Origin of the sequence: Pseudomonas sp. Irchel s3a10, assembly GCF_900187525.1 — a bacterium.
Taxonomy (GTDB): domain Bacteria; phylum Pseudomonadota; class Gammaproteobacteria; order Pseudomonadales; family Pseudomonadaceae; genus Aquipseudomonas; species Aquipseudomonas koreensis_G.
This window is the reverse complement of the sequence record NZ_FYDR01000003.1, coordinates 17673-44257: the sequence shown is the minus strand read 5'-3', so window position 1 is coordinate 44257 and position 26585 is coordinate 17673. Positions and strand designations below refer to the sequence as shown.

The following is a 26585-nucleotide window of genomic DNA, read 5'->3' as shown; positions in this document are numbered from 1 at the left end:
TCCACTGAAGGTCTTGGCGGGCAAAAAACAAGCCGAGGATTATACCTGAGCTATGACCTCACGCGCCAGTTGAGGTCGGGTTTGATGCGGAAACATTGCGACTTAGAAGGTCGCGCAGTTGATTTTTCTCTTCGGCGCTCAGTTCGCTTTGACGCGCTTTCCTGAGCAACTGTTCCAGATTTCGCTCGCGTTGGCGGGCTGACAAGCTAGTAATGGTGTCGAAAAACTGTTGTTCAAGGTTCTCTCCGTCAATCAGCCACTCCTTTTCCGCCAGTGCCTTGAGCAGGCGACCCTGTTCAGTGCCGTGCCATCGCGCGATCAACTGAAATGAGTTTAGCTTGGGATTCTTCTGTACGGCCTCTAGCAGCGCCACAAGCAACTGGGCGTTGGTCTGATTTTCATCCGCAATGTGCTCGGCGTCTTCGACACGCTTGGCCAGTTGCGGGTGATGCAGCAAGGTACGCAAGGCGGTCAGGGTTGGCGATTCGACGCCAATCGGCGTGCGCGGGCGTTGTTGATCGCGATCGCCGCCACGTTTGCCGTTCTTGTCCCAGGGTTTCTTGTCCCATTTTTTGCCGCCGGCGCCGGATTTCTTCGGCGTCCACTCCTGCTGCGGCACATACATGTCTTGTGCCTGCGGCTGATGGTAGTCGCTGTAGTCCGGCATTGCGTCGTAATCGATGCCCGGATCGTAGGCGGGCGGCGCTTCCTGCGGCGCACTTTGCGCCAGCTGACTGACGGTTTCGCTGCTCAGGCCGGTAATTTCGGTCAGGCGCTGACGCATCAGAATGCGCAGGTTGGCGCCCGGTACTTTATCGATCAACGGCGCGGCGAGGGTGGCCATATGGGCCTTGCCTTCGAGCGAGCGCGGATCGGCTTCCTCGGTCAGTTGCTGGAAGAAATAATCGGCCAGCGGTTGCGCATGTTGGTTGATTCGGGCCTTGAAGGCATCAGTGCCTTCGGCGCGAACCAGGGTGTCCGGGTCTTCGCCTTCGGGCAAAAACAGAAAGCGCGCGCGGCGCCCGTCCTGCAGGCACGGCAATGTTGCTTCCAGTGCGCGCCATGCGGCGTTGCGGCCGGCCTGGTCACCGTCGAAGCAGAACAAAACGTTCGGCACTACCCGAAACAGACGCTTGAGGTGTTCTTCGCTGGTTGCAGTTCCCAGGGTCGCGACGGCATTGCGCAAACCTTGCTGGGCGAGGGCGATGACGTCCATGTAACCCTCGACGACGATGATTTCGTCGAGGTTGCGGTTGTTCTTGCGTGCTTCATAGAGGCCGTAGAGTTCCTGGCCTTTATGGAAGACCGGGGTTTCCGGCGAGTTCAGGTATTTCGGCTTGTCGTCGCCGAGTACTCGGCCACCGAAAGCGATGATGCGGCCGCGGGTATCGCGAATCGGGAACATCACGCGATCGCGGAAGCGGTCATAGCGTTTGCCGGTTTCGGCGTTCTCGATCAGCAGGCCGGCGTCGATCATGGCCTTCTGCTGCAAAGTGTCGCTGCTCAAGTGCTTGAACAGATTGTCCCAGCCCGGCGGCGCGAAACCGAGACCGAAGTCCCGGGCGATCTCGCCGGTCAGTCCGCGGCCCTTGAGGTAATCCACGGCGGCTTTGCGCGCCGGATGGCTCTTGAGTGCCTGGCGGTAGAAGTCGGCGGCGGCGGTGAGCAGCGGGTACAGCGGCGAATCGGTTGGCTGTCGCGGTTTGTGCGGGCGGCCACTTTCTTCGCGGGGGATTTCCATCCCGGCGGCTTTGGCCAGATCCTCGACGGCCTGGGGGAAGTCCAGGTTGTCGTGGTCCATGAGAAAGCCGAGGGCGTTGCCGCCGGCGCCGCAGCCGAAGCAGTAATAGAACTGCTTGTCCGGGCTGACGCTGAACGACGGGGTTTTCTCTTTATGGAACGGGCAGCAGGCGGTGTAGTTCTTGCCGGCCTTTTTCAGTTGCACGCGCGAGCTGACCACGTCGACGATGTCGGTGCGGTTCAGGAGGTCGTCAATAAAGCTCTGGGGAATCAGCCCGGCCATGGCGTTCTCGTCTGCGCTGTAATGAGTCCGATGCGAAGGGCGGCCGGACACAGGTCTTGAGTGAAGCGCACAAAATGTACGGCTCGACCGGGTTCGGTTGCGTGATCGCTGTCGGGAAGTGTATCTGCCGAAAAACCACTGACGTTAGTACTCATCAGTTTTCGACTATTTGAAAGTGTTGCGCTGAATCCGCTGGCGGCCGATAAATGGCCTCGGATAGCTCAATAAAGCGGGCACGCATGCAGGTGCCTTGGGCTGATCGTCGTAAGAGGAATCAGTGGGTGTGCTCGTCAGTAGCCTTGAAAGGCTCGTCAGAAAAGACGTGCACCGCTGGCAAAAGAGCCAGGTCTGACGCGTGAAGCAGGTTTGTCTCGGTCGCATGTGCGGCTTCGACGGTGAAGCATCAAGCGTTTTACGCAAATGCCATTAGCCCGGCTGAGGGCCGGGCTTAGGCAAGAAGCTTGCTACGATCGTCTGTGTATTAGTACAGACGAACGGCGCGGCGCTGTTCGCGCTGAACTTTCTTGGCGTGACGCTTAACAGCGGCTGCTGCTTTGCGCTTACGCTCAGAAGTTGGCTTCTCGTAAAATTCGCGGCTACGAACTTCAGCCAGTACACCGGCTTTTTCGCAGGAGCGCTTGAAACGACGCAGAGCTACGTCGAAGGGTTCGTTCTCTTTAACTTTGACGGCTGGCATCCAGAGCTACCTTCATTCATTACCGGGGTCAACATCCTCGCGGCAAAAGAGCACTTGAAGACGTCGGTTTTTAAGGGTTGCGGATGTTAACCCCTCATCGCTCGGAATGCAAAGCCTCTGATCGAAAACCGCTAGTCGGGGCATCGCATGGCGACTATTATGCGCGCCTTCGAATTCAGCCTAAACAAGGCGCAAACCCATGCTAGTACTGGGATTAGAAACCTCCTGCGACGAAACCGGCGTCGCATTATACGACAGTGAACGCGGCCTGCTGGCCGACGCGCTGTTCAGTCAGATCGACCTGCACCGCGTCTATGGTGGCGTGGTGCCGGAGCTGGCCTCGCGTGACCACGTCAAACGCATGCTGCCCTTGATTCGTCAGGTGTTGGCCGAGGCTGACTGCGTGCCGACCGAGATCGATGCGATCGCCTACACCGCAGGCCCAGGCCTGGTCGGGGCGCTGCTGGTCGGTGCTTCGTGCGCGCAGGCGCTGGCGTTTGCCTGGGGCATTCCGGCACTCGGCGTGCACCACATGGAGGGCCACCTGCTGGCGCCGATGCTGGAGCCAAAACCGCCGCAATTCCCGTTCGTCGCTTTGTTGGTGTCCGGTGGGCATACGCAGTTGGTTCAGGTCGATGGTATTGGCCAATACAGCCTGCTTGGCGAGACCCTCGACGATGCCGCCGGCGAAGCGTTCGACAAAACCGCGAAAATGATGGGCCTCAATTATCCGGGTGGGCCGGAAATCGCCAAACTGGCCGAGAAGGGCGTTGCAGGACGTTTCACCTTCCCGCGTCCGATGTGTGATCGCCCGGGTCTGGATTTCAGCTTCAGCGGCTTGAAGACCTTTGCTCTCAATACTTGGCAGCAATGCGTCAGCGCCGGGGACGACAGCGAGCAAGCCCGTTGCGACATCGCGCTGGCGTTCCAGCAGGCCGTGGTGGAGACTTTGACCATCAAGTGCAAGCGTGCCCTGAAACAGGCGGGCATGAAGCGTCTGGTGATCGCTGGCGGCGTCAGTGCCAACAAGGCGTTGCGTGTTTCTCTTGAGAAAATGCTCGGTGACATGCAGGGCGATGTGTTCTACGCCCGTCCCGAGTTCTGCACCGACAATGGCGCGATGATCGCGTTTGCCGGTTGCCAGCGTTTGCAGGCCGGTCAGCAGGAAAGTCTGGCGATCAGCGTGCAGGCGCGCTGGCCGATGGAGCAGTTGTCGGCGCTGTGATTGGCGGTGTGGCTGAGCGGTATTTAAAAATGCCGTTCGCGCCCGGCAAACAGGTCGCGTAGATTGCCGCGGTGGCGCCAGACGATCAGCAATGTCAATGCGCTCATCGGCAGCAGCGCCTCCGGTTCTTGCCACGCAAGCAAGGGCAGGGTCAGGGGCGTGGCGATCAGCGCCGCCAGCGAACTGGTGCGGGTCAGGTAGAACGTCAGCAGCCAGGCGCACACCGCCAGCAGCGCGGCGGGTGGATACAGACCCAGCAGCATGCCGGCAGCGGTGGCGACACCTTTGCCGCCGCGAAAACGGAAGTACAGCGGGAACAGGTGACCGATCACGGCGCACACGCCGATCCAGGCCTGATCCTGCAGCGAAAGGCCAGCGGCCGCTGCGATCAGCACCGGCAGCAGGCCTTTGCACAGATCACCGAGCAGGGTCAGGATCGCCAGTTTGCGACCGGCCAGGCGCAGCATGTTGGTGGCGCCGGCATTACCCGAGCCACTCATTCGCGGATCCGGATTTCCGGTCAGGCGGCTGAGCAAAATGGCGAAGGACAGAGAGCCGAGCAGGTAGGCGAAGGTCGCCAGTAACCAAAACATGCTAACCATTCCGGGCGAGGACGCCCTGATTCTAACGGCGCATTGCGCCCTTGTCGTGCAGCGGAGAAAAGTGCTTGGACAGAGTGTTTATCGAGGGCCTGGAAGTCGACACCGTGATCGGTGCCTACGATTGGGAGCGCGGCATTCGCCAGTGCCTGCGTCTTGATCTGAGCTTCGCCTGGGACAATCGCCCGGCTGCGGCCGGTGACGACCTGACCAAGGCGCTCGATTACGCCAGTGTTTCCACGTGCATCCAGGCGTTTGCCGAGCAAGCGCAATATCAACTGGTCGAGACCTTTGCCGAGCGTCTGGTCGAAGTGCTGATGGCCGAATTCAAGATCACCTGGGTTCGCCTCAAGCTGACCAAGCCGGGCGCCGTGCCGGCCGCCAAGGGTGGCGTGGGTGTGGAGATCGAGCGCGGATGTCGCTGACTCAGGTGTACCTCGGGCTCGGTAGCAATATCGAGCGCGAAACCCATTTGCGCGCCGGGCTCGACGCTTTGGCGACATTCCTGGTGGATATCCGCTGTTCGGCGGTGTTCGAGAGTCAGCCGGTGGGGATCAAGAGCGGGCCGTTCTACAACTTCGTGGTCTCGGCACTGACCGATCTGCCGTTGACGGAACTGGACCGGCGCCTGAAATTCATCGAGGCCGATAACGGGCGTTATGCCCCTGATCGCAAGGGGTTGCCGCTGGATATCGACGTGCTGTTGTACGGCGATCTGACGGGTAATTTCGACGGTTTGATCCTGCCGCGTGCCGAAATTCTGAAAAACGCCTTTGTGCTGTGGCCGCTGTCGCTGATTGCGCCGGATCGAATGCATCCGGGTGCGGGAAAAAGCTTCGCGACGTTGTGGGCCGAGGCGCAGATTGATCAGGTGTTGGCGCCGGTGGCCTTTGAGTGGCGTGGACAGCAGCTCACGTCTTCGGATTTGCGTTGAATTAGCTGCCGCTTTCGCGAGCAAGCCCGCTCCCGCATTTGGAATGCATTCTCCTTGGGGGAGCAGGCTTGCTCGCGAAGCTTTTCAGGCTGACGCCTGGTCTTTGTAGGCTTTTAGCGCCTTCAGTCGTTCTCGCTTCAGCGCCTCGCCCAGCTCCGGCCCCTTGAATCCCTTCTCCAGCAACGGCTGCACCGCGACTTCTCGTGCAGCCTTGGCAGCACCGCGTAAATAATCGGCCTGTGGATAATTTCTTTGCTCCAGCCCTTTGCGGCCTCGGGCGTCCATTTCGCAGGCGGCGATAAACTCTTCAAACCGCTGCGGTCGTCGATACACATCAAAGTTCTGCAACAACTCCAGCAACGTCGAGGCCTTCAGCTCCAGCGCCCGGTGACTGTGGGTGTGGTACTTGCCGACAAGCAAGGCCAACTCCTGACAGTCCTTCGGCGCCTTGAAGCGTTCGTTGACCGCTTTGATCAGCTTCAGCCCGGTGTGTTCATGGGCGATATGTCGTGGCCACTCTTCTTCCGGGGTCAGGCCTTTGCCGAGGTCATGCAGCAGACAAGCCCAGCGTACCGTCAGCGGTTGTTTGTGCAGCGCTGATTGCTCCAGAACGCTGAGCGTGTGCAGGCCGGTGTCGATTTCCGGGTGATGCGCTTCCGGTTGTGGCACGCCAAAAAGCGCGTCGACTTCCGGCATCAACACTTTCAGTGCGCCGCAATCGCGCAGCACCTGGATGAACACCTGTGGCTGATCTTCCATCAGTGCGCGGGAGATTTCCTTCCAGCTGCGTTCGGCGGTCAGGGCTTGCAGCTCGCCGGACTCGCTGAGCTGGCGCATCAGCTCAAGGGTCTCCGGGGCGACGGTAAAACCTAAACCGGCATAGCGGGCGGCGAAGCGCGCAACGCGCAGCACTCGAAGCGGATCTTCGGCAAACGCCGGGGAAACGTGACGCAGCACGCGTGCTTCGAGATCGCGTTGGCCATGATACGGATCGGTGAGGTTCTGCTGGTCGTCCTCGGCCATCGCATTGATGGTCAGGTCGCGGCGGATCAGGTCTTCTTCCAGAGTGACTTCGGGGCTTGCGTGAAAAGTGAACCCACCATAACCACGACCGCTTTTGCGTTCGGTACGGGCAAGGGCATATTCCTCGCCGGTTTTCGGGTGAAGGAATACCGGAAAATCCGCACCCACGGGGCGAAAGCCCTGGGCGAGCATTTGCTCAGTGGTCGCGCCCACCACCACCCGATCAACGTCGGTGACCGGTATACCCAGCAAGCGATCGCGTACCGCACCGCCAACCTTGAAAATCTGCATAAAAAACCTCCGTTAGCCCGACAGGATAACCCTTGCGTCGGACTTTCGGAGGTCAGATCCGCATCTAGAGATGAATCACGGCCAGGTCGAGCCGACCGTAATCGCCTTCGCTGTGTTCACTGCGCGGCGGCACGTGGTGAGTTTTCATGATCTGGTCACCCTGCAGGGTTTCCAGATGAATGTCGAAGCCCCACAACCGGTGCAGATGCTTCAGTACCTCGTCGGTGGAATCGCCTAAGGGTTTGCGGTCGTGTTGCTGATGGCGCAGGGTCAGCGAGCGGTCGCCGCGACGGTCGATGCTGTAGATCTGCACGTTGGGTTCGCGGTTGCCGAGGTTGTACTGCGCAGCCAGGGTTTCGCGGATGATCCGGTAACCGGTTTCGTCATGGATCGCCGGTACCAGCAAATCGTCCTTCTGATCGTCATCAAGGATGCTGAACAGCTTCAGGTCACGGATCACCTTCGGTGACAGATATTGCAGGATGAAACTCTCGTCCTTGAAGCTGCTCATGGCAAACTTGATGCTCGACAGCCAGTCGGAACCGGCGATGTCCGGGAACCAGCGCCGGTCTTCCTCGGTGGGGTTTTCGCACATGCGGCGGATGTCGCGATACATCGCAAAACCCAATGCGTAGGGGTTGATCCCGTTGTAGTAAGGGCTGTCAAAGCCTGGCTGGAACACCACGCTGGTGTGCGAGGTAAGAAATTCCATCATGAACCCGTCAGTCACCAGGCCTTCGTCGTACAGGTCGTTCATCAGGGTGTAGTGCCAGAACGTGGCCCAGCCTTCATTCATCACCTGAGTCTGACGCTGTGGATAAAAATACTGGGCGATCTTGCGCACGATCCGCACGATCTCCCGTTGCCACGGCTCCAGCAACGGCGCGTGCTTCTCGATGAAATACAGGATGTTTTCCTGCGGTTCGGCCGGGAACCGGGCGTTATCCTTGTCGCTGTACTTGTCCGCGCCTTTTGGGATGGTGCGCCACAGATCGTTGATCTGTTTCTGCAGGTGCTCTTCGCGATCCTTCTGCCGCCGGCGTTCTTCCTCGGCTGAAATCGGATACGGACGCTTGTAGCGATCAACACCGTAGTTCATCAGCGCATGGCAAGAGTCGAGCAGGTCCTCAACGGCATCGATGCCGTGGCGTTCTTCGCACTGCATGATGTACTGCTTGGCAAACACCAGGTAATCGATGATCGAGCTGGCATCGGTCCAGGTGCGGAACAGGTAGTTGCCCTTGAAGAAACTGTTGTGGCCATAGCACGCGTGTGCCACCACCAGTGCCTGCATGCAGATGGTGTTTTCTTCCATCAGGTAGGCGATGCACGGATCCGAGTTGATCACTATCTCGTAGGCCAGCCCCATCTGCCCGCGACTGTAGGATTTCTCGGTGCTGAGGAAGTGTTTGCCGTAGGACCAGTGGTGATAGCCCAGTGGCATGCCGACCGAGGCATAGGCGTCCATCATCTGCTCGGCGGTGATCACTTCGATCTGGTTGGGATAAGTATCCAGGGCATAGCCGGCCGCAATCCGGGCGATTTCGCGGTCGTAGGCCTGAATCAGCTCGAACGTCCATTCGGAGCCGGTGGAAATAGGTTGGCGTTTCTGCTCTTTGGCGGTCATGTCACTAACCTGCGCTGGAAGAGTTCACGGAAGACCGGATAGATATCCCCGGCCGAGACCAGTTGCTGCTGGGCAAACGTGTCGGAAAAGGCTTCGGCGATGCGTTCGTATTCGTACCAGAGGGCCTGGTGTTCGCGCGGGGTGATCTCCACATAAGTGTAGTACTGCACAAACGGCATGATCTGATTGATCAGGATGTCGCGACAGATCGGCGAGTCATCGTTCCAGTTGTCGCCGTCGGAAGCCTGCGCGGCGTAGATATTCCACTCGTTGCTTGGATAACGCTCGGCCATGATCTCCTGCATCAGTTTCAGGGCGCTGGAGACGATGGTGCCGCCGGTTTCCCGCGAGTAGAAAAACTCTTCTTCGTCCACTTCCCGGGCACTGGTGTGGTGGCGGATGAACACTACGTCGATCTTGTCGTAGTTCCGCTTGAGGAACAGGTACAACAGGATGAAAAAGCGTTTGGCGATGTCCTTGGTGGCCTGGGTCATCGAGCCGGAAACGTCCATCAGGCAGAACATCACCGCTTTGGAGCTGGGGTTGGGCTGCTTGACCAACAGGTTGTATTTCAAGTCGAAAGTATCGAGGAACGGCACGCGGTGAATGCGCGCGCTGAGTTTCTCGATTTCTGCCTCCAGTTCCTGAATATCGCCGAAGTTGTCTGGCTCTTCGCGCTTCAGTCGCGCCAGTTCCTCTTTGGCCTCGCGTAGCTTGGCGCGGCTGCTGCCGGACAGCGCAATGCGCCGGGCGTGGGCCGAGCGCAGGGTGCGGATAATGTTGATCCGCGAAGGGTTGCCCTCGTTGCTGATCCCGGCGCGCACGGTTTTGAACGTGTCGGTACCACTGAGGTTGCGTTTCACCAGGTTCGGCAGTTCGAGGTCTTCGAACATGAATTCGAGGAATTCTTCCTGGGTGATCTGGAAGACGAATTCATCCATACCCTCGCCGGAATTGCCAGCCTTGCCGGGACCGCGTCCACCGCCGCCGCCCGGAGGCCTGGCGATGTGTTCGCCGGCAGTGAATTCCTTGTTGCCGGGATGAACCACGGTCTGCTTGCCGCCGCGACCGTGGTGAAGCACCGGTTCGTCGATGTCGCGACCGGGAATGCTGATCTGTTCGCCGTGTTCCATGTCGGTAATGGAACGGCGGCTGACCGCCTCTTCGACAGCCTTCTTGATGTGATCACGGTAACGCCGCAGGAAGCGCTGGCGGTTCACCGTGCTTTTGTTCTTGCCATTCAGGCGTCGGTCGATCACATAGCTCATAGACCCCTCCGGGGAGCTTCAAGTCATAAGCTTCAAGCTGCAAGAGAAAGCACACGCCGTTCGCGAGACCGGTTTTCGCTGTTCTCTTGCAGCCCGTCACCAGAAGCTTGCAGCTGCTTTATTGCGATTTGCGGACCCGTAGGTACCATTCGGAAAGTAGCCGTACCTGTTTGTCGGTGTAGCCGCGTTCGACCATTCGAGTAACGAAGTCGTTGTGTTTCTGTTGATCCTCTTTGCTCGCCTTGGCATTGAAACTGATGACTGGCAGCAGGTCTTCGGTGTTCGAGAACATTTTCTTCTCGATGACCACCCGCAGTTTTTCGTAGCTGAGCCAGGTCGGGTTCTTGCCGTTGTTGTTGGCCCGGGCGCGCAACACGAAGTTGACGATTTCGTTGCGGAAATCCTTCGGATTGCTGATGCCCGCCGGTTTCTCGATTTTCTCCAGCTCTTCGTTCAACGCGACGCGGTTGAGAATTTCGCCGGTTTCCGGATCGCGGTATTCCTGATCCTGAATCCAGAAGTCCGCATACAGCACGTAGCGGTCGAAGATGTTCTGCCCGTACTCGCTGTAAGACTCCAGATAAGCGGTCTGGATCTCCTTGCCGATGAATTCGATATAACGCGGCGCCAGGTACTCCTTGAGGTAGCGCAGGTAGCGTTCGCGGGTCTCGGCCTGGAACTGTTCCTGCTCGATCTGCTGTTCCAGCACATACAGCAGGTGCACCGGATTGGCAGCGATTTCATGCGGATCGAAGTTGAACACCTTGGACAGGATCTTGAACGCGAAGCGGGTCGAGAGACCGTTCATGCCTTCGTCGACGCCCGCCGAATCGCGGTATTCCTGAATCGATTTGGCCTTCGGATCGGTGTCCTTGAGGTTTTCCCCGTCGTAGACGCGCATCTTCGAATAGATGTTGGAGTTTTCCGGCTCCTTGAGGCGCGACAGCACGGTGAACTGCGCGAGCATCTTCAGGGTGTCGGGTGCACAGTGGGCCTTGGCCAGAGAGCTGTTGAACAGCAACTTGTCGTAGATCTTCACTTCGTCGCTGACCCGCAGGCAGTACGGCACTTTGACGATGTAGATCCGGTCGATGAACGCTTCGTTGTTCTTGTTGTTGCGGAAGGTGTGCCACTCCGATTCGTTGGAGTGCGCGAGCAGGATCCCGGTGAACGGAATCGCGCCGAGGCCTTCGGTACTGTTGTAGTTGCCTTCCTGGGTGGCGGTCAGCAATGGGTGCAGCACCTTGATCGGTGCCTTGAACATCTCGACGAACTCCATCAGGCCCTGGTTGGCCCGGCACAGCGCACCGGAGTAGCTGTAGGCGTCGGCGTCGTTCTGTGGGTATTCCTCGAGCTTGCGGATGTCGACCTTGCCCACCAGCGCGGAGATGTCCTGGTTGTTCTCGTCACCCGGTTCCGTTTTGGCCACCGCGATCTGGTTGAGGATCGACGGGTACAGTTTGACCACACGGAACTGACTGATGTCGCCACCGAATTCGGCCAGGCGTTTGGTCGCCCACGGCGACATGATGGTATTCAGGTAGCGCCGTGGGATGCCGAAGTCTTCCTCGAGGATCGCGCCATCTTCGGTGGCGTTGAACAGACCCAGAGGCGATTCGAATACCGGCGAGCCCTTGATCGCATAGAAGGGCACTTTTTCCATCAGTTGTTTCAGCTTCTCGGCCAGCGACGATTTACCGCCACCAACGGGGCCGAGCAGGTAGAGGATCTGTTTCTTCTCTTCCAGGCCTTGGGCGGCATGGCGGAAATACGAGACGATCTGGTCGATGCATTCTTCCATCCCGTGGAAGTCTTCAAAGGCCGGATAGCGACGAATCACCTTGTTGGAGAAGATCCGCGACAGCCGCGAGTTGGTCGACGTGTCGAGCAGCTCGGGTTCGCCGATGGCCATCAATAGACGCTCGGCGGCGGAAACGTAAGCGCTGCGGTCCTTTTTGCACAGCTCCAGGTACTCCTGCAGCGAGAGTTCTTCCTGGCGTGTGGACTCGAAGCGTTGTTGGAAGTGGCTAAAGATACTCATGACGTCACCTCGCTCGATACGTGGAGCCGACGCCGGGTCACTCAGTCGATGCTGGCAAGCAGCCGCGGTGGCCGCTTGTTTACCCCCCAGAACACTTTCGCGGTCGACAACCTTGAAAGTCACTCCCGATGACCCGTGCGCCGGTGTACCGGCTCTCCCCTGTTTTGGATGGCCTGGGCTTAAGGATAGTTGGGAATTCGGGAGGTAAAGGCGAGATACGTAATTAGTTGTGGCAAGACCGTTCGTCTGCCCGCGCAGGCCCACGGCAGCCGGGGCCTGCGTGCTGCAAAAAAATTATTCGGCGGTGCCTTGCGCGGTTTCCGACGGATAAGTCGCACGCCACAGCTCGAAGCCGCCGTCCATGCTGTAGACGTCGGAGAAGCCTTGGCTGACCAGATAGGCAGCAGCGCCCTGACTGGAATTGCCGTGATAGCAGACGACAACGGTCGGTGCATCGAGGTCGGCGCCTTGAATGAAGGCGTGCAGGGAGTGATTGTCCAGATGCTTCGAACCGCTGATATGCAGCGCAGCGAAAGTGGCAGGATCACGTACATCGACCACCACGGCGCCTTGCTCGCGCAGGGCCTGGGCCTGTTCCGGGGGGATTCGTTTGAATTCGCTCATGGCGGGTTCCTGTAGCTCGGCAGAATGCGCAGTCTAACGCGGCGCGCTGACTGGCGAAGTTTCGGGGATAAGTGGTGCGACGGTGGGGGCAAGCCCGCCGTGTTCATCGCATTTGCACGACACGCGCTCGCCGCTGTCGACGTTCATCAGGGTCAGGCTGCCACCCCAGACACATCCGGTGTCCAGCGCCGAGATGCCCGGTTCACGGACATCGCCTTCCAGCGCGGCCCAGTGGCCGAAAATGATGCGCAGACCGCGGGTCTTGCGTTCTTTGTGCTGGAACCATGGCTTGTAGCCCGGCGGTGCGCTGTCGAGGCCTTCCTTGCTCTTGAGATCAAGCTTGCCGTCGGCGGTGCAGAAGCGCATGCGGGTGAAGTAGTTGGTGATGACGCGCAGGCGGGTCACACCGGTGAGATCGCTGTCCCACTTTGCCGGCTCGTTACCGTACATGCCATCGAGATACAGCGGAAACAGGTTGTCGTCACGCAGTGCCGCTTCGGCCTCGGCCGCGTACTTCAGGGCCTTGCGCAAGGACCACTGCGGTGGGATGCCTGCGTGCACCATGGCTACTTCGCGTTGTTCGTCGTAGTGCATGAGCTTTTGTTGGCGCAGCCATTCGAGCAACTCGGCAGCATCAGGGGCTTCGAGAATCTCGCGCAGGGTGTCGGACTTCTTCAGGCGTTCGATATTGTTGGCGGCGGCCAGCAGATGCAGGTCGTGGTTGCCGAGTACGCAGACCAGCGACTCGCGCATGTCATAGAGAAAGCGCAGGGTCTCGAGCGACTGAGGGCCACGGTTGACCAGATCGCCGACCAGCCACAGCCGATCAAGCTTCGGATCGAAAGCCACTTGCTTGAGCAGACATTTGAGCGGATCGAGGCAGCCTTGCAGGTCGCCGACGGCGTACGTCGTCATCAGTGCAGGGCTCCGGGGACGGCGAGGCGGAAAGGTTTGATGATCGCGTCGAAATGCTTGCCGTCATCGGCGACCATTTCGTAAGTGCCCTCCATGGTGCCGACCTTGGTGGTCATCACCGTGCCGCTGCTGTAGGTGTGGCTTTTGCCAGCCTCGATCAGCGGTTGCTGGCCGACGACGCCAGCGCCGCGAACCTCTTCGACATGCCCGTCACCGTCGGTAATCACCCAATGTCGTGACATCAGCTGGGCAGGGCGCTCGCCATTGTTCTGCACGGTGATGGTGTAGGCGAAGGCGAAGCGGTTGTGCTCGGGTTGCGATTGGTCTGCCAGGTAGCGGGTAACGACACTGACGTCGACCTGATAACGAGAATCGGACATGCAAAAGGGCCTTAAGCAAAGCGGAACGCGAGGCGTAGCTGATGGGGAATCAGTCTAGGCAAGTATCGGGCAGTAAACCAGAGTGGCGTCCTGCCCGATAGCGTTCATCGCCGGTCAGTCGGCGGTGGAGGCGGGGGCTTGCTCGCTAAGCTTGTCGGCCAGGCGCACGAATGCGGCCAGGTCCAGTTGCTCGGGGCGCAAGCTGCCATCGACGCCGGCGGCTTCGATCTCGGCGGCGGTCATCAATTGCTTGAGGGTGTTGCGCAGGGTCTTGCGACGCTGGTTGAAGGCTTCGCGAACGACGCGCTCGAGCAGGCGATGATCCTTGGCCGGGTGCGGCAGCACCGCGTGCGGCACCAGACGGACGATGGCCGAGTCGACCTTCGGCGGCGGGTTGAACGCGCCCGGGCCGACGTTGAACAGGTGTTCCACGCGGCAGTGATACTGAACCATGATCGACAGACGTCCCCAGTCGCCGCCGCCAGGGCCAGCCGCCAAGCGCTCGACCACTTCCTTCTGCAGCATGAAGTGCATGTCGCGAATGATGCCGGCGTTGTTCAGCAGGTGAAATATCAGCGGCGTGGAGATGTTGTAGGGCAGGTTACCGACCACGCGCAGGCTGTTCGGCGCAGCGTTGAGAGTATTGAAGTCGAACTTCAGCGCGTCGCCCTGATGCAGGTTGAAGTTGCTCTTGCCGGCGAACTGCTGATTGAGGATCGGGATCAGGTCCTTGTCCAGTTCCACCACGTCGAGTTGCGCACCGGAGCTGAGCAGGCCAGCGGTCAGTGCGCCCTGGCCCGGACCGATTTCCAGCATGCGGTCGTCAGGTTTGGCGCTGATGGAACGCAGGATGCGGTCGATGACGCCGGCATCGTGCAGGAAGTTCTGGCCAAAGCGTTTGCGCGCCTTGTGTTGGTATTGCTCGGTCATAAACGGGTCTCGGCCATCTGGTAGGCGGTTTCCAGGGCGACCTGCAGGCTGCCGGTGTCGATCTTGCCGCTGCCGGCCAGATCCAGGGCGGTGCCGTGGTCAACCGAAGTGCGGATGATCGGAAGGCCGAGGGTCACGTTGACCGCCGCGCCGAAGCCTTTGTACTTCAGCACAGGCAGGCCCTGGTCGTGGTACATCGCCAGCACTGCGTCGCAGTGCTCCAGATATTTGGGGGTAAACAGAGTGTCGGCAGGCAGCGGGCCACGAAGGTCCATGCCCTCGCCGCGCAGGCGCTCTAAGGTAGGTTCGATGATGTCGATTTCTTCATGGCCCAGGTGTCCGCCTTCACCGGCGTGCGGGTTGAGCCCGCAAACCAGGATGCGTGGCCGGGCGATGCCGAATTTATCTTGCAGGTCGGCGTGCAGAATCCGCGTGACCCGCTCCAGCCGTTCCGGCGTAATTGCATCGGCGATCTCGCGCAGGGGCAGGTGAGTGGTGACCAGGGCTACGCGCAAACCGCGAGTAGCGAGCATCATCACCACTTGGGCGGTGTGGGTCAGGTCGGCGAGAAATTCCGTGTGTCCGGAGAACGGGATGCCGGATTCGTTGATCACGCCCTTGTGTACAGGGGCGGTGATCATCCCGGCGAAGTCGCCGTTCAGGCAGCCGTTGCCGGCACGGGTCAGGGTTTCGAGGACAAACGCGGCGTTGGCCTTGTCCAGTTGCCCGGCAACCACGGGGGCGCTGAGCGGGGTGTCCCAGACGTACAGGCTGCCGGCTGCTGCCGGCGCGTCCGGCCATTGACCGGGCGCCACTTCCAGCAAAGTGACGGCCAGCCCCAGCTGCGCGGCCCGCTCGGTGAGCAGGTCGCGGCTGGTGATGGCAATCAGGGGGTGTGGCTGGGCTTGCGAGGCGAGCAGCAGGCACAGGTCGGGACCGATGCCGGCTGGTTCGCCGGGTGTCAGCGCGAAACGCTTGGGTTTCACTGCGCTGCCTGGTCTGCACCAGGGAGTTTGATTTCTACGTAGGCTTCTTCACGAATCTGACGCAGCCAGTTTTGCAGCTCTTCATCGTATTTCTTGTTACGCAGAACAGTCATTGCCTGTTGCTCGCGTGCCGACTCGGTGCTGTCGGTGGCGCGGCGGCCCAGGACTTCCAGCACGTGCCAGCCGTACTGGGTCTGGAATGGCTTGGACAGCTGACCTTGTGGGGTCTTGGCCATCACTTCGCGGAATTCCGGTACCAGTGCGTTCGGGTCGATCCAGTTCAGGTCGCCACCGTTGAGCGCCGAACCCGGATCCTCGGAGTAGTTTTTCGCCAGTTCAGCGAAGTCTTCACCGGCCAGGATGCGGTCATACAGCGATTGCACCAGGGCTTCGGTTTTGGCTTCGTCACGAATCGGGCTTGGCTTGACCAGGATGTGGCGTACATGCACCTCATCCCGCATCTGGGTTTCGCCACCACGTTTTGCCAGCAGCTTGAGGATGATGAAACCACCCGGGGTGCGTGCTGGCTGAGTGATGTCGCCAACCGCCATGCTGCTCAACTCGCGGTCGAACGGCGGTGGCAGTTGCGCTGCTTTGCGCCAGCCCATGTCGCCGCCTTCCAGGGCATTGTCGCTGCCGGATTTGGCAACGGCCATTTGACCGAAGTCGGCGCCTTGCTTGAGCTTCTGGTAAACGTCCATGGCCTGACGGTAAGCGCTCTGAATCGCATCAGAGTTGGCGCTTTCTGGCGTAGGGATCAGGATGTTGGCCAAGTGCAGTTCTTCGGACAGCTGCATCTTGCCCAGGTCGGAGGCGAGGAAGTTCTTCACTTCCTGCTCGGAGACCTGGATGCGCTCTGCCACGCGACGCTGACGCACACGGCTGATGATCATCTCGCGCTTGATCTGGTCACGGGCGTCGTCATAGTTCAGGCCGTCGCGAGCCAGGGCGGCGCGGAACTGCTCAACCGTCATGTTGTTGCGCTGGGCAATGGTACCAACTGCCTGGTTCAGCTCTTCATCGGTAATGCGGATGCCGGAGCGCTCGCCGATCTGCAGTTGCAGGTTTTCGACGATCAGGCGCTCAAGCACCTGCTGATCCAGCACGCCGGGTGGCGGCAAGCCGCCACCACGCTTGGCGATGGTCTGCTGAACTTCGTGGACGCGCTGGTCCAGTTGGCTCTGCATGACCACATCGTTATCAACGATCGCCACCACTTTATCGATGGACTGAACTGCGGCGTTGGCCGCAGTACCCAGGAACAGCGCGCCCAGCAGCAGCGGGCGCAGAGAATCAGAAAGCTTGGTCTTCACGTTGACGATAACCTTGGATGCCTTTGTCGAGGAAGCTCTCTACCTTGGCGCCAGTCAGGCCGCCGAGTCCCTTCAGAACAATTTGGAGGAAGACGCCGTGGTCGCCTTTTTCGTTTTGCGGAGCGTCCTGACTGAATTCGTCGTAGGAAACCCAGTAACGGTTGATCAGGCGCAGTTTCCAGCAGCAGTTGTCGTACTCGAAACCACCGAAGGCTTCCAGCGTACGGTTGCGGTTGTAGTCATACTGCCAGCGGCTGATCGCGCTCCATTGTGGAACGATCGGCCAGATGACCGAGAAGTCATGCTGCTGGATCTTGTAGTAGTCCTTCACGTAGCCAGGCTGGCCCGGAGTACCGTAGTCGCCACCACCCACCGACCATTTACCGGTGTTCTGGTCGTAACGAACCTGGTCGTTGCGATAGCGATAGCCGACGTTGACCACCTTGTTCGGGTTGTCTTCAGGCTGGTAGTGGAACATTGCGCTGCCGGAGCGTGGGCTGCGGCTGTCCGGATCCCAGTTGTAGTCTGCCGTGGTGCGCCAGTCGCGGTTCCAGCGGTATTCGTATTCGAGGGCGTACGGCGAAACACTGGATTTCGCGTCGTCACGATCCTTGAATGCGATGCCCGGGAGCTGAACTTCACGATCCTTGAAGTAGTAAGCCTGACCGACGCTGATGCGCTGACGTTCGAAGCCGTTATCCTCGATCCAGCGGCTGGTCACGCCCAGCGACAACTTGTTCTCGTCGCCGACACGGTCGGAACCGGAGAAGCGGTTGTCACGGAACAGCGAGGCATAGTTGAAGGTGTACTCACTGGTGTCGAAGATCGGAATGTCTTCCTGGTCGACCTTCGGTACATACAGGTAGAACAGACGCGGTTCCAGAGTCTGGCGATAGCTCTTGCCGAAGTAGGACGTGTCGCGGTCGAAGTACAGGCCGCTGTCGACGCTGGCGATCGGTACGCCACGGTTCTGGTTGCTGTCGAAGGTGCCGTTGAGTTTGTCCGACTCGGGACTTTGCGCAGCAATCTGCGACTTGCCGGTGCCGTCCAGATCCAATTGATACTGGGTGTACTGGTACTTGAGCGATGGCTTGAGGAAGCCATAAGTCCAGTTCATCGGGAGGCTGACACCCGGTTTCAGGTTCAGTCGATCACCGTTGGCGCGCGCAAGACCCTGAATATTGGTATCCAGGCGTGGCGCAGTTGTACCGTCTTCATTCACGAAGTTGCCATTCAGCAAATCACGATCGAAGCGAACAATCTCGGTCTCGTAATCGAAATTCAGACCTTCCGGGTGATACGGCAACTGACCATTGAAGGTGATCTGCGGCAGGCGACCGTACGGCGTGACGTTCGAAACGGTAGCCAGTTGATACTGCTGAGCATTCAGGCGTGCGGTATAGCTGTCACCGCGGTAGGTCACCGAACCCTGCTGGTTCACGTAGTCAGCGCTCTTCACACCGATCTGATCAGTGGTCAGATCCTGGAAGTAATACGGATCGCTGATCTTGGTGTAGTCAACCTGTGTGAACACACGGGAGTCGAGACCGCCCTTGTGCTGCCAGTTGTACATGTAGCGGGTCTTGTCGTAGTCGGTCTGACCCTTGCGCTCGTCGTCCTCGTCGTTGAGGTACGCCGCACCGAACTGGCCTTCGCTGGACTTGGTCAGATAACGGAACTCGCCTTCGACCAGCATGCCGCGCTTGCTCATGTAGCGCGGGTACAACGTGGCATCGTAGTTCGGCGCCAGGTTGAAGTAGTACGGAGTCACCAGCATGAAGCCGGTGTCGCTGCCGGTGCCGATGGTCGGCGGCAGGAAGCCCGATTGGCGACGATCGTCGATCGGGAAGTAGATGTACGGCGTGTACAGGATCGGAATGTCCTTGACCCGCAGTGTCACGTTGGTCGCGGTACCGAAGCCGGTGGCAGGGTTCAGGGTGATGTTGTTGCCTTTGAGCTGCCAGGCGTTGCTGTTCGGTTCGCACGTGGTGTACGTGCCGTCCTTGAGACGGATGATCGCGTTCTCGGCACGCTTGGCGTACAGCGCGTTACCGCGGATGCGCGATTTGTGCATCACGTATTCGGCGTTGTCGACCTTGGCTTCACCGGTGTCGAGCTGTACATCGGCGTGGTCGCCGACGATCAGTGCGCCGTTGTCGCGAATGCGCACGTCGCCATTGAGTTCGGCGCGGCTCTCGGCCTGATACAGGCTGGCCTCGTCGGACTCGACCTGCATGCTGCCCTGACGCAGGACCACGTCGCCGGCCAGCGTACCCACCTGATCTTCAGTGTTGTAGCGCGAGGCCTTGGCGCCGATAAAGGTCGGTGCGTCACTTTTATTCGTCTTGTCATTCATGCCAGGACGAATCGGTTCGATATAGGAACCAGAGCAGTAAGGACCGGTCTCGGCCAATTGAGCGGCGGTGAGCTTCTCGCGCGGAACCCAGTCGAGGTGACTGTAGTCTTCGCTACGGGATTTCAGGCCGCGGCCTTTGGCTTCTGTGACCAGCACAGGCTTGGCGCCGGTGTCGGATGTGGAACCGTTCTGGCTCGGGGCTTCGCCGGCGGCGCTGACGGCGCTGACGGCACTGCCGTCATGCACCGGACGCGGCGGCAATGCAGCTGCCGGCGTCTTGGGCGCACACGCCCAGCCACCCGTTGCCGAGACGGCGCAGTCATACTGCTCGGCGGCAACAACGAATTGACTGGCCAGAGGTTGCATAGCCAGCAGACTGCCGGTTACCAACAACGGAAATTTTTTACGAAACGCGGGGGATTTCAATGCCATCTTATTAGTCCGGGCTTCCTGCGTGCCATCTGCCCGCGGTGTGGGCCGCACGCCTCTCGATGGTCTGAAAAAGATGCTGGATAATAAAGCATGACCCGCTTGACGGCTAGCGCCGTCGGAGACCCTTGCAATGCCTGACCAAGATGTACGCTTGCAACACCTGAAAGTTTGGCTCGATGAGCAGTTGGCAATCCTGTTTGCAGATCAGGGCTGGGGCGCCGTGCCCCCGGCCACGTTGACCGCGGCCAGCAGCGACGCGAGTTTCCGGCGTTATTTTCGCTGGGAAGGAGAGGGGCGCAGCTTCGTCGTGATGGACGCGCCGCCACCCCAGGAAAACTGCAAACCGTTCGTGGATATCGCCTTTTTGCTGGCGAAATCCGGAATTAACGTGCCGAAAATTTATGCAGAAGACCTCGAACGCGGATTTCTTTTGCTCAATGACCTGGGCAACAAGACCTATCTCGACGTAATCGACGGCGAAAATGCCGACGTTTTGTTCAGCGATGCCCTGAAGGCGCTATTGGCTTTTCAGCAATTGCCGATGGTTGCACCGCTGCCGAGTTACGACGTGGCACTGCTGCGCCGCGAGCTGGAACTGTTCCCCGAGTGGTACGTGAAACGCGAACTCGGCATCGAGTTCGACGCGGCACAGCAGCAGCAATGGCAAGCCGTCAGCGATCTGCTGATCGACAGCGCCCTGGCTCAGCCGAAAGTGCTGGTGCACCGCGACTACATGCCGCGCAACCTGATGCTCAGCGAGCCGAATCCCGGCGTACTGGACTTTCAGGATGCGGTCTACGGCCCGGTCACCTACGACGTGACCTGCCTGTTCAAGGACGCTTTCCTCAGTTGGCCTGAAGAACGCGTGCGTGGCTGGCTGGAAAGTTACTGGCAGCAAGCCTCGGCGCTGGACATTCCGGTGCAGGCCGATTTCGAAGACTTCCTGCGTGCCAGTGACCTGATGGGCGTACAACGCCACCTGAAAGTCATCGGCATCTTCGCCCGCATCTGCCATCGCGATGGCAAACCGCGCTACCTGGCCGATGTGCCGCGTTTCTTCGCCTATATAGAAGCGGTGATTGCGCGTCGTCCTGAACTGGCGGATCTGCAGGCGTTGCTCGCCAGTCTGCGTGGCGGAGTGACTGCATGAAGGCGATGATTCTGGCGGCAGGCAAGGGCGAGCGCATGCGCCCGCTGACCCTGACCACCCCCAAACCGCTAGTGCGCGCCCGCGGCGTGCCGTTGATCGAGTATCACCTGCGCGCGCTGGCGGCGGCCGGTTTCAGTGAAATCGTGATCAATCACGCCTGGCTCGGTCAGCAGATCGAGGATTACCTGGGCGATGGTTCGCATTTCGGCGTGAGCATCCGGTATTCGCCGGAAGGCGAGCCGCTGGAAACCGGCGGCGGGATTTTCCGCGCCTTGCCGTTGCTCGGTGACGATGCGTTTCTGGTGGTCAACGGCGATATCTGGACCGATTACGACTTCAGCGTGCTGCATCAGCCGATCAACGGTCTGGCGCATCTCGTACTGGCGGACAATCCGGCCCATCATCCGGCAGGCGATTTCACCCTGACTGACGGTCAGGTGCTTGATGGTCAACCCGGTGCGCAAACCCTGACCTACAGCGGCATTGCCGTCCTGCATCCGCAACTGTTCGATGGTTGCGCGGAGGGCGCATTCAAGCTCGCACCGTTGTTGCGCAAAGCCATGGCCGATGGGCAGGTCAGCGGTGAACGTCTGAAAGGCCATTGGGTGGATGTCGGAACGCATGAGCGTCTGGCCGAAGCTGAAGCATTGATAGAAGCGAGTCGTTGATATGTTGTGGCCAGGGACTCTGATTGGAGCCGGAGCGGGTTTTGCGATCGCCAGCATTCCGGGGGCCATGCTTGGGGCATTGTTGGGACAGGCGCTGGATCGGCGTCTGCACCTGCAAAGCTGGGGGCACTTGCGGGAAAAACTCGGCGGGCGGCCGATGTTGCGCAACGACGAATTGCTGTTCGTGTTGCTCGGGCGTCTGGCCAAAAGTGACGGGCGAGTGACGGACGGTCACATCCAGCAGGCGCGCAATGAAATGAACGCCCTGGAAATGAGCGAACCGGCACGGCGGCGTGCGATTGCTGCGTTCAATCGCGGCAAGGCCGGTGGTGATCATCTGCGCGGTTACCTGCGGCGCCTGAGTGCTCAGCCGCATGCCGCTGAAGGCGTGTTGCGCGCCTGCTGGCGGATGGTCTGGGCCGACGGTCGCGCGGGCGTCAGTGAGCGTGAATTGTTGGCGCAGTGGGGCAAGTGGCTGGGTTGGACAACCCACCAGATCCAGGCGCTGGCCAATGATTACGAGCCCAATAAACGGCCGATTGTCAGTGCGGCGGTGAGTTATCAGGAAGCGATGCGCCTGCTCGGGGTGTCGGCGACCAGCGAACCGGCGCAGATCAAGCGCGCCTATCGACGGCTGCTCAGCCGTCATCACCCGGACAAGATCGCCGGCAGCGGCGCAACGCCGGAGCAGGTGCGTGACGCGACCGAGAAAACCCGCGAGCTGCACAACGCGTTTACCCTTATTCGGGCGCGACGGGATTTTCGCTAGCGATTAAGAGAACAAAAGATCAAAAGATCGCAGCCTGCGGCAGCTCCTACAGGAATCGCATTCCAAGGTAGGAGCTGCCGCAGGCTGCGATCTTTTGCTTTTGTTTCTATCAGTCAGTCTTCTGCGGATTCAACCAGCCACGCACCCGCCGGAACAGCTGTTCCTGCTCAGCCTTTTTATCCGGCAACGCCTTGAGCGCCACCTGGCTGAACGCCGAAGTCTTCAAGCGCTTGCTGGCCTGCATGCGCTCCAGCGCCGCGTTGCGATCCAGCGCCTTGTCCATGTAGAAAATGTCGGCGGTCGGCAACTTCAGGGTCGGCGTCAGCTCGGCCAGTGGCGGCTTGGCTTTGCTCGGCGTTTGCGCATCGACCATCACCAGTTTCTCCACTTGCGAACTCTGGCGCTCGCTGAGGAAACGCGCCGCCCAGTAGGCGCCCGTGCCGTGACCGAGCACCACGACCCGACGTGCGCTTTGTTGCTCGGCGTAGGCAATCGCCGCGTCGATCCGCGCAAAAATTCGCTCGGCATCAGTTCTGGATTGTTCTTCAGTGGTTTCGGCGACCACCTGATCCGCCACTTCCGCTTCACCGCCCGCCGCCTGTTCGATCGGTTGCGCGGTGGTGGAATCCTTGCTGCCACTTTCCGGGGCTTTCGGCGCGGCGGCGGGCGCAATCACCCGCGGTGCAATGGCATCGCTTTGCAGATCCGGCAGGGTGATACTCAGGCTGCTCCACTCGACGTCGGGCAATTTGCTGCGCAGCGGGCCGATCACTTGCGGCCAGTCAGCGGTTTCGCCGGCGCCGGGGACGATAATCACCGCACCTTTGGGCTCGGCGGTGTTGGCCGGTTTCCACAGGGCGAGGAAAGTGTCGGCGCCGGCCTGCAGTTGCTGCTGTTCTTGTGCCGGGACTTTGCGTTCGAGTGCCGCGGCTTCTTCCTGACTACGCTCAAGCAGTGGCTGGCGTTCGGCGGGTTTTTCGGCGGCCGGTTGCTCGGCGGTGGAGGCGGGCGCCGGATCGGCGGCTTCGACGGAAAACGCACAAGGCAGGATCAGCGACAGGCACAATGCTGGCATTGCCAGGCGGTAGACAGAGGGCATCGGTTATTCCAGGCCAGAAAAGTATCCCGGCAGCCTAATGGGTTGGTCAGAATTTGTCAGTGTACGAGACTTCAATGATGCGTTTTTGCTGCCTGTGGGTTATCGGCTGGTTGTGTTTTCCCTTGATGGGCTGGGCGGCGTCTGCGCCGGCGGCACATGCAGCGCTGTTGACGCCCGGCCAGCAGCAATGGCTGGCGCAGCACCGCGAGCTGCGCGTCGGTCTGGTCTTGCAGGCGCCGTACGCGCAATACGACCGGCGCTTGCAGCGCTTGTCCGGGGCCAATGTCGAATTGATGAAGGCGCTGGCCAAGGCCCTGAACGTCGAGCTGAGCTGGCGCAACTTTCAGGATCTAGCGCAACTGGAGGAGGCCGCCCGCGAAGGTGAAATCGACATCGCCCCGGGCCTGACCCAGACCCCGGGTGCGCTGCGCCTGTGGCTGTTTTCCGATCCCTACATGCGTGTGCCGCAACTGGTGGTCAGCGACCAGAAGAGCGGCGGCGTGGTCGAGCTGGAAAAACTCGACAGCCTGTCTCGCGTCGCCGTGCGCATGCCCAGCGTGACGGCGGACTATTTGCGCAGCACCTATCCCCATCTGAATCTGCAAGGCGTGCCGCTGGAGCGTCAGGCACTGCAACTGTTGCTGACCCAGCAGGCGTCCTACGCCGTGGTGGATGAGGCGCAGCTCGGGCGGTTGTCCGCCGAACCCGAGTTCGCCGGGTTGGTGGTGGTCGGCGATATCGGCTTGCCACAGCTGTTGCGGGTCGCCACGCGGCGCGACTGGCCGCAATTGGCCGGGATCATCGAAAGCGCCTTGCGAGCAATCCCGGCCAAGGATCTGGAGCGCCTGCACAACCAATGGCTGCAACCCAAGTATCCACGGCTCACGGAATCGCCGGGGTTCTGGCAGAACCTCAGCCTGTTGTTTGCGGTGTTGCTGTTCAGTTGTGTGGCCATCGTGGTCTGGCAACGACGCCAGCAACATAGCCTCGAACAGCGCCTGCTGGCCGCCCGGGAAGACATCGCCCTGCGCGCGGCCAGCGAAGAAGCCTTGCGCCTGACCCAGTTTTCCATCGATCAAAGCACCGTCGGCATTCTCTGGGTCAACTGGGACAGCCATGTGCGCTACGCCAACCGCGCGGCGGAAAGCATGCTCGGTTATCCACAGGGCGCGCTGATCGAACGGCCGCTGATCGACTTCGAACCCGGCCTGCACATGGACCGTTGGCTCAACCTGTGGAAACGCGCGCGGGCCAGTGAAGAAGGGCCGTTGAGTTTTGAGACCAGTTGCGTACGCGCCGATGGCAGCATCCTGCCGGCGGACGTCTCGCTGAGTTTTCTGCGTTTTCGCGACAGCGAGTATCTGGTGGTTTACCTGACTGACGTCACGGAGCGTCGCCGCGCCCTGGCGGCGTTGCAGGAAAGTGAAGCGCGCCTGCAAGGCATCGCCGCCAACGTACCGGGGCTGGTGTTTCGCCTGGAGCGGGCGCCGGTGACCGGGCAGATCGATTTCGCCTACATCAGCGAGGGCAGCGAAAGTCTGGTCGGCTACGCGCCGGCCGCGATCGCCCACCGCGACATGGGCTTGCGCAGTCTGGTGCATCCGGACGACAAGGCCAGTTATCACCAGACCCAGGATCAGGCGCTGGACACTGACAGTGACTGGTCGTGGCAAGGGCGGATTCTTACTCGTCAGGGTGAGCAGCGCTGGGCCGAGATCAAGGCAATCACCCGACAGCTGGAGGATGGCGCCTATGTCTGGGACGGCATCGTCTGGGACATCAGCGAAAGCAAACGTATCGAGTTGGAGCTTGCCGCCTCCCGCGAACAACTGCGCGAATTGTCGGCGCACCTGGAAAGCGTGCGCGAAGAAGAGAAGGCGCGCATCGCCCGCGAAGTGCACGATGAGCTGGGGCAGATGCTCACGGTGCTGAAGCTGGAAACCTCGATGTGCGAGCTGGCCTATGCGCAGCTTGACCCGGGACTGCATGAGCGCTTGAACAGCATGAAACGCCTGATCGCCCAGTTGTTCCAGCTGGTGCGTGATGTGGCGACGGCGTTGCGCCCGCCGATTCTCGATGCCGGGATTGCCTCGGCGATTGAATGGCAGGCACGGCGGTTCGAGGCGCGCACGCAGATTCCGTGTCTGGTGCAGGTGCCGGACAATCTGCCGGTGCTCAGCGATGCCAAGGCGATTGGCCTGTTCCGCATCCTGCAGGAGGCGCTGACCAACGTCATGCGCCATGCTCAGGCGCATACTGTGGAGCTGACACTGGCGCTGCAAGGCGACGAGTTGTGTCTGACGGTCAGCGACGATGGCGTAGGCTTTGTCGCTGCGGCGGATCGGCCGACGTCCTTTGGTTTGGTTGGTATGCGCGAGCGGGTGCTGATCATGGGCGGGCGGCTGTTGCTTGAGAGTGAGCCGGGGGAAGGCACCAGTCTGAATGTGTGGGTGCCTTTGGATCGCTAAAGATCGCAGCCTGCGGCAGCTCCTACATTGATCGCATATCCCTGTAGGAGCTGCCGAAGGCTGCGATCTTTTAGCGTCAATGCAAATATCGAGGAGAGGCAAGTGATCCGCGTACTGGTAGCCGAAGACCACACCATCGTCCGTGAAGGCATCAAGCAACTGATCGGCCTGGCCAAGGACCTGCAAGTGGTGGGGGAGGCGAGCAATGGCGAACAGTTGCTCGAAACCCTACGCAGCGTGCCGTGTGAAGTGGTGCTGCTGGATATCTCGATGCCTGGGGTCAACGGGCTGGAGGCGATCCCGCGGATTCGCGCGCTGAACAATCCGCCGGCAATTCTGGTGCTGTCGATGCACGACGAGGCGCAAATGGCCGCCCGTGCGCTGAAGGTTGGCGCCGCGGGCTACGCGACCAAGGACAGCGATCCGGCGCTATTGCTGACGGCGATTCGCAAAGTGGCGGCCGGCGGGCGCTACATCGACCCGGAGCTGGCCGACCGCATGGTCTTCGAGGTCGGCCTGACCGACACGCGTCCATTGCATTCGCTGCTGTCCGAGCGTGAGTTCTCGGTGTTCGAACGTCTGGCCCAGGGCGCCAACGTCAACGATATCGCCCAGCAACTGGCCCTGAGCAGCAAGACCATCAGCACGCACAAGGCGCGGCTGATGCAGAAACTCAACATCACCTCGCTGGCCGAATTGGTGAAATACGCGATGGAGCACAAACTTCTCTGAGAACGCCGTATTTCTAATGTGGGAGCGGGCTTGCT

At 60.2% G+C, this 26585-nt stretch carries 23 protein-coding genes; 8 read left to right on the top strand and 15 right to left on the bottom strand.

The genetic code is table 11. The features are described from left to right. Positions 1 to 58: 58 nt before the first annotated feature. Both dnaG and rpsU read right to left on the bottom strand, forming a co-directional pair. Positions 59 to 2023, bottom strand: coding sequence for a DNA primase (gene dnaG / locus CKW11_RS10190; protein WP_095137425.1), 1965 nt, complete (start codon positions 2021 to 2023; stop codon positions 59 to 61). Between the two features lie 481 nt (positions 2024 to 2504). Beyond that, positions 2505 to 2720, bottom strand: a complete 216-nt coding sequence (gene rpsU, locus CKW11_RS10185; protein ID WP_002551877.1) for a 30S ribosomal protein S21 — start codon at positions 2718 to 2720, stop codon at positions 2505 to 2507. 199 nt (positions 2721 to 2919) lie between these two features. Between rpsU and tsaD the strand changes: the two genes are divergently transcribed. Continuing rightward, positions 2920 to 3945: a tRNA (adenosine(37)-N6)-threonylcarbamoyltransferase complex transferase subunit TsaD gene (tsaD, locus tag CKW11_RS10180; RefSeq protein ID WP_095137424.1), complete on the top strand. Its 1026-nt coding sequence runs from the start codon at positions 2920 to 2922 to the stop codon at positions 3943 to 3945. 23 nt (positions 3946 to 3968) lie between these two features. Here tsaD and plsY read toward each other — a convergent pair whose 3' ends face one another. After that, complete coding sequence (gene plsY, locus CKW11_RS10175) at positions 3969 to 4538, bottom strand: glycerol-3-phosphate 1-O-acyltransferase PlsY (protein ID WP_166495413.1); 570 nt, start codon at positions 4536 to 4538, stop codon at positions 3969 to 3971. A gap of 74 nt (positions 4539 to 4612) precedes the next feature. Between plsY and folB the strand changes: the two genes are divergently transcribed. Further along, entirely contained in the window at positions 4613 to 4969 is a 357-nt protein-coding gene (folB, locus tag CKW11_RS10170; RefSeq protein WP_095137422.1) for a dihydroneopterin aldolase, read from the top strand. After that, a complete protein-coding gene (gene folK, locus CKW11_RS10165; RefSeq protein WP_095137421.1) occupies positions 4960 to 5478 on the top strand; it encodes a 2-amino-4-hydroxy-6-hydroxymethyldihydropteridine diphosphokinase in 519 nt (172 codons plus the stop codon). The genes folB and folK overlap by 10 nt, the downstream gene beginning before the upstream one ends. 84 nt (positions 5479 to 5562) lie before the next feature. On the opposite strand, the gene CKW11_RS10160 is transcribed toward folK, so the two are convergent. The 11 genes from CKW11_RS10160 to CKW11_RS10110 form a co-directional block, all read right to left on the bottom strand. Continuing rightward, positions 5563 to 6792: a multifunctional CCA addition/repair protein gene (locus CKW11_RS10160; RefSeq protein WP_095137420.1), complete on the bottom strand. Its 1230-nt coding sequence runs from the start codon at positions 6790 to 6792 to the stop codon at positions 5563 to 5565. Between the two features lie 64 nt (positions 6793 to 6856). Next, positions 6857 to 8419 carry a SpoVR family protein gene (locus CKW11_RS10155; RefSeq protein WP_027610714.1) on the bottom strand — a complete coding sequence of 521 codons (1563 nt, stop codon included), beginning with the start codon at positions 8417 to 8419 and terminating at the stop codon, positions 6857 to 6859. Continuing rightward, on the bottom strand, positions 8416 to 9687 hold the full coding sequence (locus CKW11_RS10150; protein ID WP_041070055.1) for a YeaH/YhbH family protein: 1272 nt from the start codon (positions 9685 to 9687) through the stop codon (positions 8416 to 8418). Before CKW11_RS10150 ends, CKW11_RS10155 begins: the two co-directional genes overlap by 4 nt. Positions 9688 to 9805: 118 nt before the next feature. Then, positions 9806 to 11728, bottom strand: coding sequence for a PrkA family serine protein kinase (locus CKW11_RS10145; protein ID WP_003228848.1), 1923 nt, complete (start codon positions 11726 to 11728; stop codon positions 9806 to 9808). 294 nt (positions 11729 to 12022) lie between these two features. After that, positions 12023 to 12352 (bottom strand): thiosulfate sulfurtransferase GlpE, encoded by a 330-nt coding sequence (gene glpE / locus CKW11_RS10140; RefSeq protein WP_095137419.1) that lies wholly within the window; start codon positions 12350 to 12352, stop codon positions 12023 to 12025. A gap of 33 nt (positions 12353 to 12385) precedes the next feature. Next, a complete protein-coding gene (locus tag CKW11_RS10135; RefSeq protein WP_095137418.1) occupies positions 12386 to 13267 on the bottom strand; it encodes a symmetrical bis(5'-nucleosyl)-tetraphosphatase in 882 nt (293 codons plus the stop codon). Beyond that, a complete protein-coding gene (gene apaG, locus CKW11_RS10130; protein WP_095137417.1) occupies positions 13267 to 13647 on the bottom strand; it encodes a Co2+/Mg2+ efflux protein ApaG in 381 nt (126 codons plus the stop codon). The genes CKW11_RS10135 and apaG overlap by 1 nt, the downstream gene beginning before the upstream one ends. Before the next feature lie 114 nt (positions 13648 to 13761). After that, positions 13762 to 14577: a 16S rRNA (adenine(1518)-N(6)/adenine(1519)-N(6))-dimethyltransferase RsmA gene (gene rsmA / locus CKW11_RS10125; RefSeq protein ID WP_095137416.1), complete on the bottom strand. Its 816-nt coding sequence runs from the start codon at positions 14575 to 14577 to the stop codon at positions 13762 to 13764. Next, positions 14574 to 15563 (bottom strand): 4-hydroxythreonine-4-phosphate dehydrogenase PdxA, encoded by a 990-nt coding sequence (gene pdxA / locus CKW11_RS10120; RefSeq protein WP_095137415.1) that lies wholly within the window; start codon positions 15561 to 15563, stop codon positions 14574 to 14576. The genes rsmA and pdxA overlap by 4 nt, the downstream gene beginning before the upstream one ends. Continuing rightward, entirely contained in the window at positions 15560 to 16876 is a 1317-nt protein-coding gene (locus CKW11_RS10115; RefSeq protein ID WP_095137414.1) for a peptidylprolyl isomerase, read from the bottom strand. The genes pdxA and CKW11_RS10115 overlap by 4 nt, the downstream gene beginning before the upstream one ends. Then, on the bottom strand, positions 16857 to 19664 hold the full coding sequence (locus CKW11_RS10110; protein ID WP_095137413.1) for an LPS-assembly protein LptD: 2808 nt from the start codon (positions 19662 to 19664) through the stop codon (positions 16857 to 16859). Before CKW11_RS10110 ends, CKW11_RS10115 begins: the two co-directional genes overlap by 20 nt. 130 nt (positions 19665 to 19794) lie before the next feature. On the opposite strand from CKW11_RS10110, the gene CKW11_RS10105 reads away from it, so the two are divergent. From CKW11_RS10105 to CKW11_RS10095, 3 genes are read left to right on the top strand one after another with little or no spacing between them, the layout of a single operon-like run. After that, the gene (locus tag CKW11_RS10105) at positions 19795 to 20814 is read left to right on the top strand and encodes an aminoglycoside phosphotransferase family protein (RefSeq protein ID WP_095137412.1); all 1020 of its coding nucleotides are present in this window, start codon (positions 19795 to 19797) and stop codon (positions 20812 to 20814) included. Then, the gene (murU, locus tag CKW11_RS10100; protein ID WP_095137411.1) at positions 20811 to 21482 is read left to right on the top strand and encodes an N-acetylmuramate alpha-1-phosphate uridylyltransferase MurU; all 672 of its coding nucleotides are present in this window, start codon (positions 20811 to 20813) and stop codon (positions 21480 to 21482) included. Before CKW11_RS10105 ends, murU begins: the two co-directional genes overlap by 4 nt. Position 21483: 1 nt before the next feature. Beyond that, on the top strand, positions 21484 to 22251 hold the full coding sequence (locus CKW11_RS10095) for a TerB family tellurite resistance protein (protein WP_095137410.1): 768 nt from the start codon (positions 21484 to 21486) through the stop codon (positions 22249 to 22251). Positions 22252 to 22360: 109 nt separating this feature from the next. Here the strand turns inward: CKW11_RS10095 and CKW11_RS10090 are convergent, their stop codons facing one another. After that, a complete protein-coding gene (locus tag CKW11_RS10090) occupies positions 22361 to 23350 on the bottom strand; it encodes an alpha/beta hydrolase family protein (protein WP_095137409.1) in 990 nt (329 codons plus the stop codon). A gap of 74 nt (positions 23351 to 23424) precedes the next feature. Between CKW11_RS10090 and CKW11_RS10085 the strand changes: the two genes are divergently transcribed. Together CKW11_RS10085 and CKW11_RS10080 are read left to right on the top strand one after the other, a co-directional pair. Further along, entirely contained in the window at positions 23425 to 25818 is a 2394-nt protein-coding gene (locus CKW11_RS10085) for a PAS domain S-box protein (RefSeq protein ID WP_095137408.1), read from the top strand. 102 nt (positions 25819 to 25920) lie between these two features. After that, the gene (locus CKW11_RS10080) at positions 25921 to 26550 is read left to right on the top strand and encodes a response regulator transcription factor (RefSeq protein WP_003228820.1); all 630 of its coding nucleotides are present in this window, start codon (positions 25921 to 25923) and stop codon (positions 26548 to 26550) included. Positions 26551 to 26585: the final 35 nt, after the last annotated feature.

What these genes read in the sequence shown, in the direction of transcription:
- CKW11_RS10145 (WP_003228848.1), bottom strand. Translation starts at nt 11,728, where the DNA reads ATGAGTATCTTTAGCCACTTCCAACAACGCTTCGAGTCCACACGCCAG.
- CKW11_RS10090 (WP_095137409.1), bottom strand. Translation starts at nt 23,350, where the DNA reads ATGCCCTCTGTCTACCGCCTGGCAATGCCAGCATTGTGCCTGTCGCTG.
- CKW11_RS10110 (WP_095137413.1), bottom strand. Translation starts at nt 19,664, where the DNA reads ATGGCATTGAAATCCCCCGCGTTTCGTAAAAAATTTCCGTTGTTGGTA.
- plsY (WP_166495413.1), bottom strand. Translation starts at nt 4,538, where the DNA reads ATGTTTTGGTTACTGGCGACCTTCGCCTACCTGCTCGGCTCTCTGTCC.
- rsmA (WP_095137416.1), bottom strand. Translation starts at nt 14,577, where the DNA reads ATGACCGAGCAATACCAACACAAGGCGCGCAAACGCTTTGGCCAGAAC.
- murU (WP_095137411.1), top strand. Translation starts at nt 20,811, where the DNA reads ATGAAGGCGATGATTCTGGCGGCAGGCAAGGGCGAGCGCATGCGCCCG.
- dnaG (WP_095137425.1), bottom strand. Translation starts at nt 2,023, where the DNA reads ATGGCCGGGCTGATTCCCCAGAGCTTTATTGACGACCTCCTGAACCGC.
- CKW11_RS10105 (WP_095137412.1), top strand. Translation starts at nt 19,795, where the DNA reads ATGCCTGACCAAGATGTACGCTTGCAACACCTGAAAGTTTGGCTCGAT.
- CKW11_RS10085 (WP_095137408.1), top strand. Translation starts at nt 23,425, where the DNA reads ATGATGCGTTTTTGCTGCCTGTGGGTTATCGGCTGGTTGTGTTTTCCC.
- CKW11_RS10160 (WP_095137420.1), bottom strand. Translation starts at nt 6,792, where the DNA reads ATGCAGATTTTCAAGGTTGGCGGTGCGGTACGCGATCGCTTGCTGGGT.
- CKW11_RS10150 (WP_041070055.1), bottom strand. Translation starts at nt 9,687, where the DNA reads ATGAGCTATGTGATCGACCGACGCCTGAATGGCAAGAACAAAAGCACG.
- CKW11_RS10155 (WP_027610714.1), bottom strand. Translation starts at nt 8,419, where the DNA reads ATGACCGCCAAAGAGCAGAAACGCCAACCTATTTCCACCGGCTCCGAA.
- rpsU (WP_002551877.1), bottom strand. Translation starts at nt 2,720, where the DNA reads ATGCCAGCCGTCAAAGTTAAAGAGAACGAACCCTTCGACGTAGCTCTG.
- folK (WP_095137421.1), top strand. Translation starts at nt 4,960, where the DNA reads ATGTCGCTGACTCAGGTGTACCTCGGGCTCGGTAGCAATATCGAGCGC.
- tsaD (WP_095137424.1), top strand. Translation starts at nt 2,920, where the DNA reads ATGCTAGTACTGGGATTAGAAACCTCCTGCGACGAAACCGGCGTCGCA.
- apaG (WP_095137417.1), bottom strand. Translation starts at nt 13,647, where the DNA reads ATGTCCGATTCTCGTTATCAGGTCGACGTCAGTGTCGTTACCCGCTAC.
- CKW11_RS10095 (WP_095137410.1), top strand. Translation starts at nt 21,484, where the DNA reads ATGTTGTGGCCAGGGACTCTGATTGGAGCCGGAGCGGGTTTTGCGATC.
- glpE (WP_095137419.1), bottom strand. Translation starts at nt 12,352, where the DNA reads ATGAGCGAATTCAAACGAATCCCCCCGGAACAGGCCCAGGCCCTGCGC.
- CKW11_RS10135 (WP_095137418.1), bottom strand. Translation starts at nt 13,267, where the DNA reads ATGACGACGTACGCCGTCGGCGACCTGCAAGGCTGCCTCGATCCGCTC.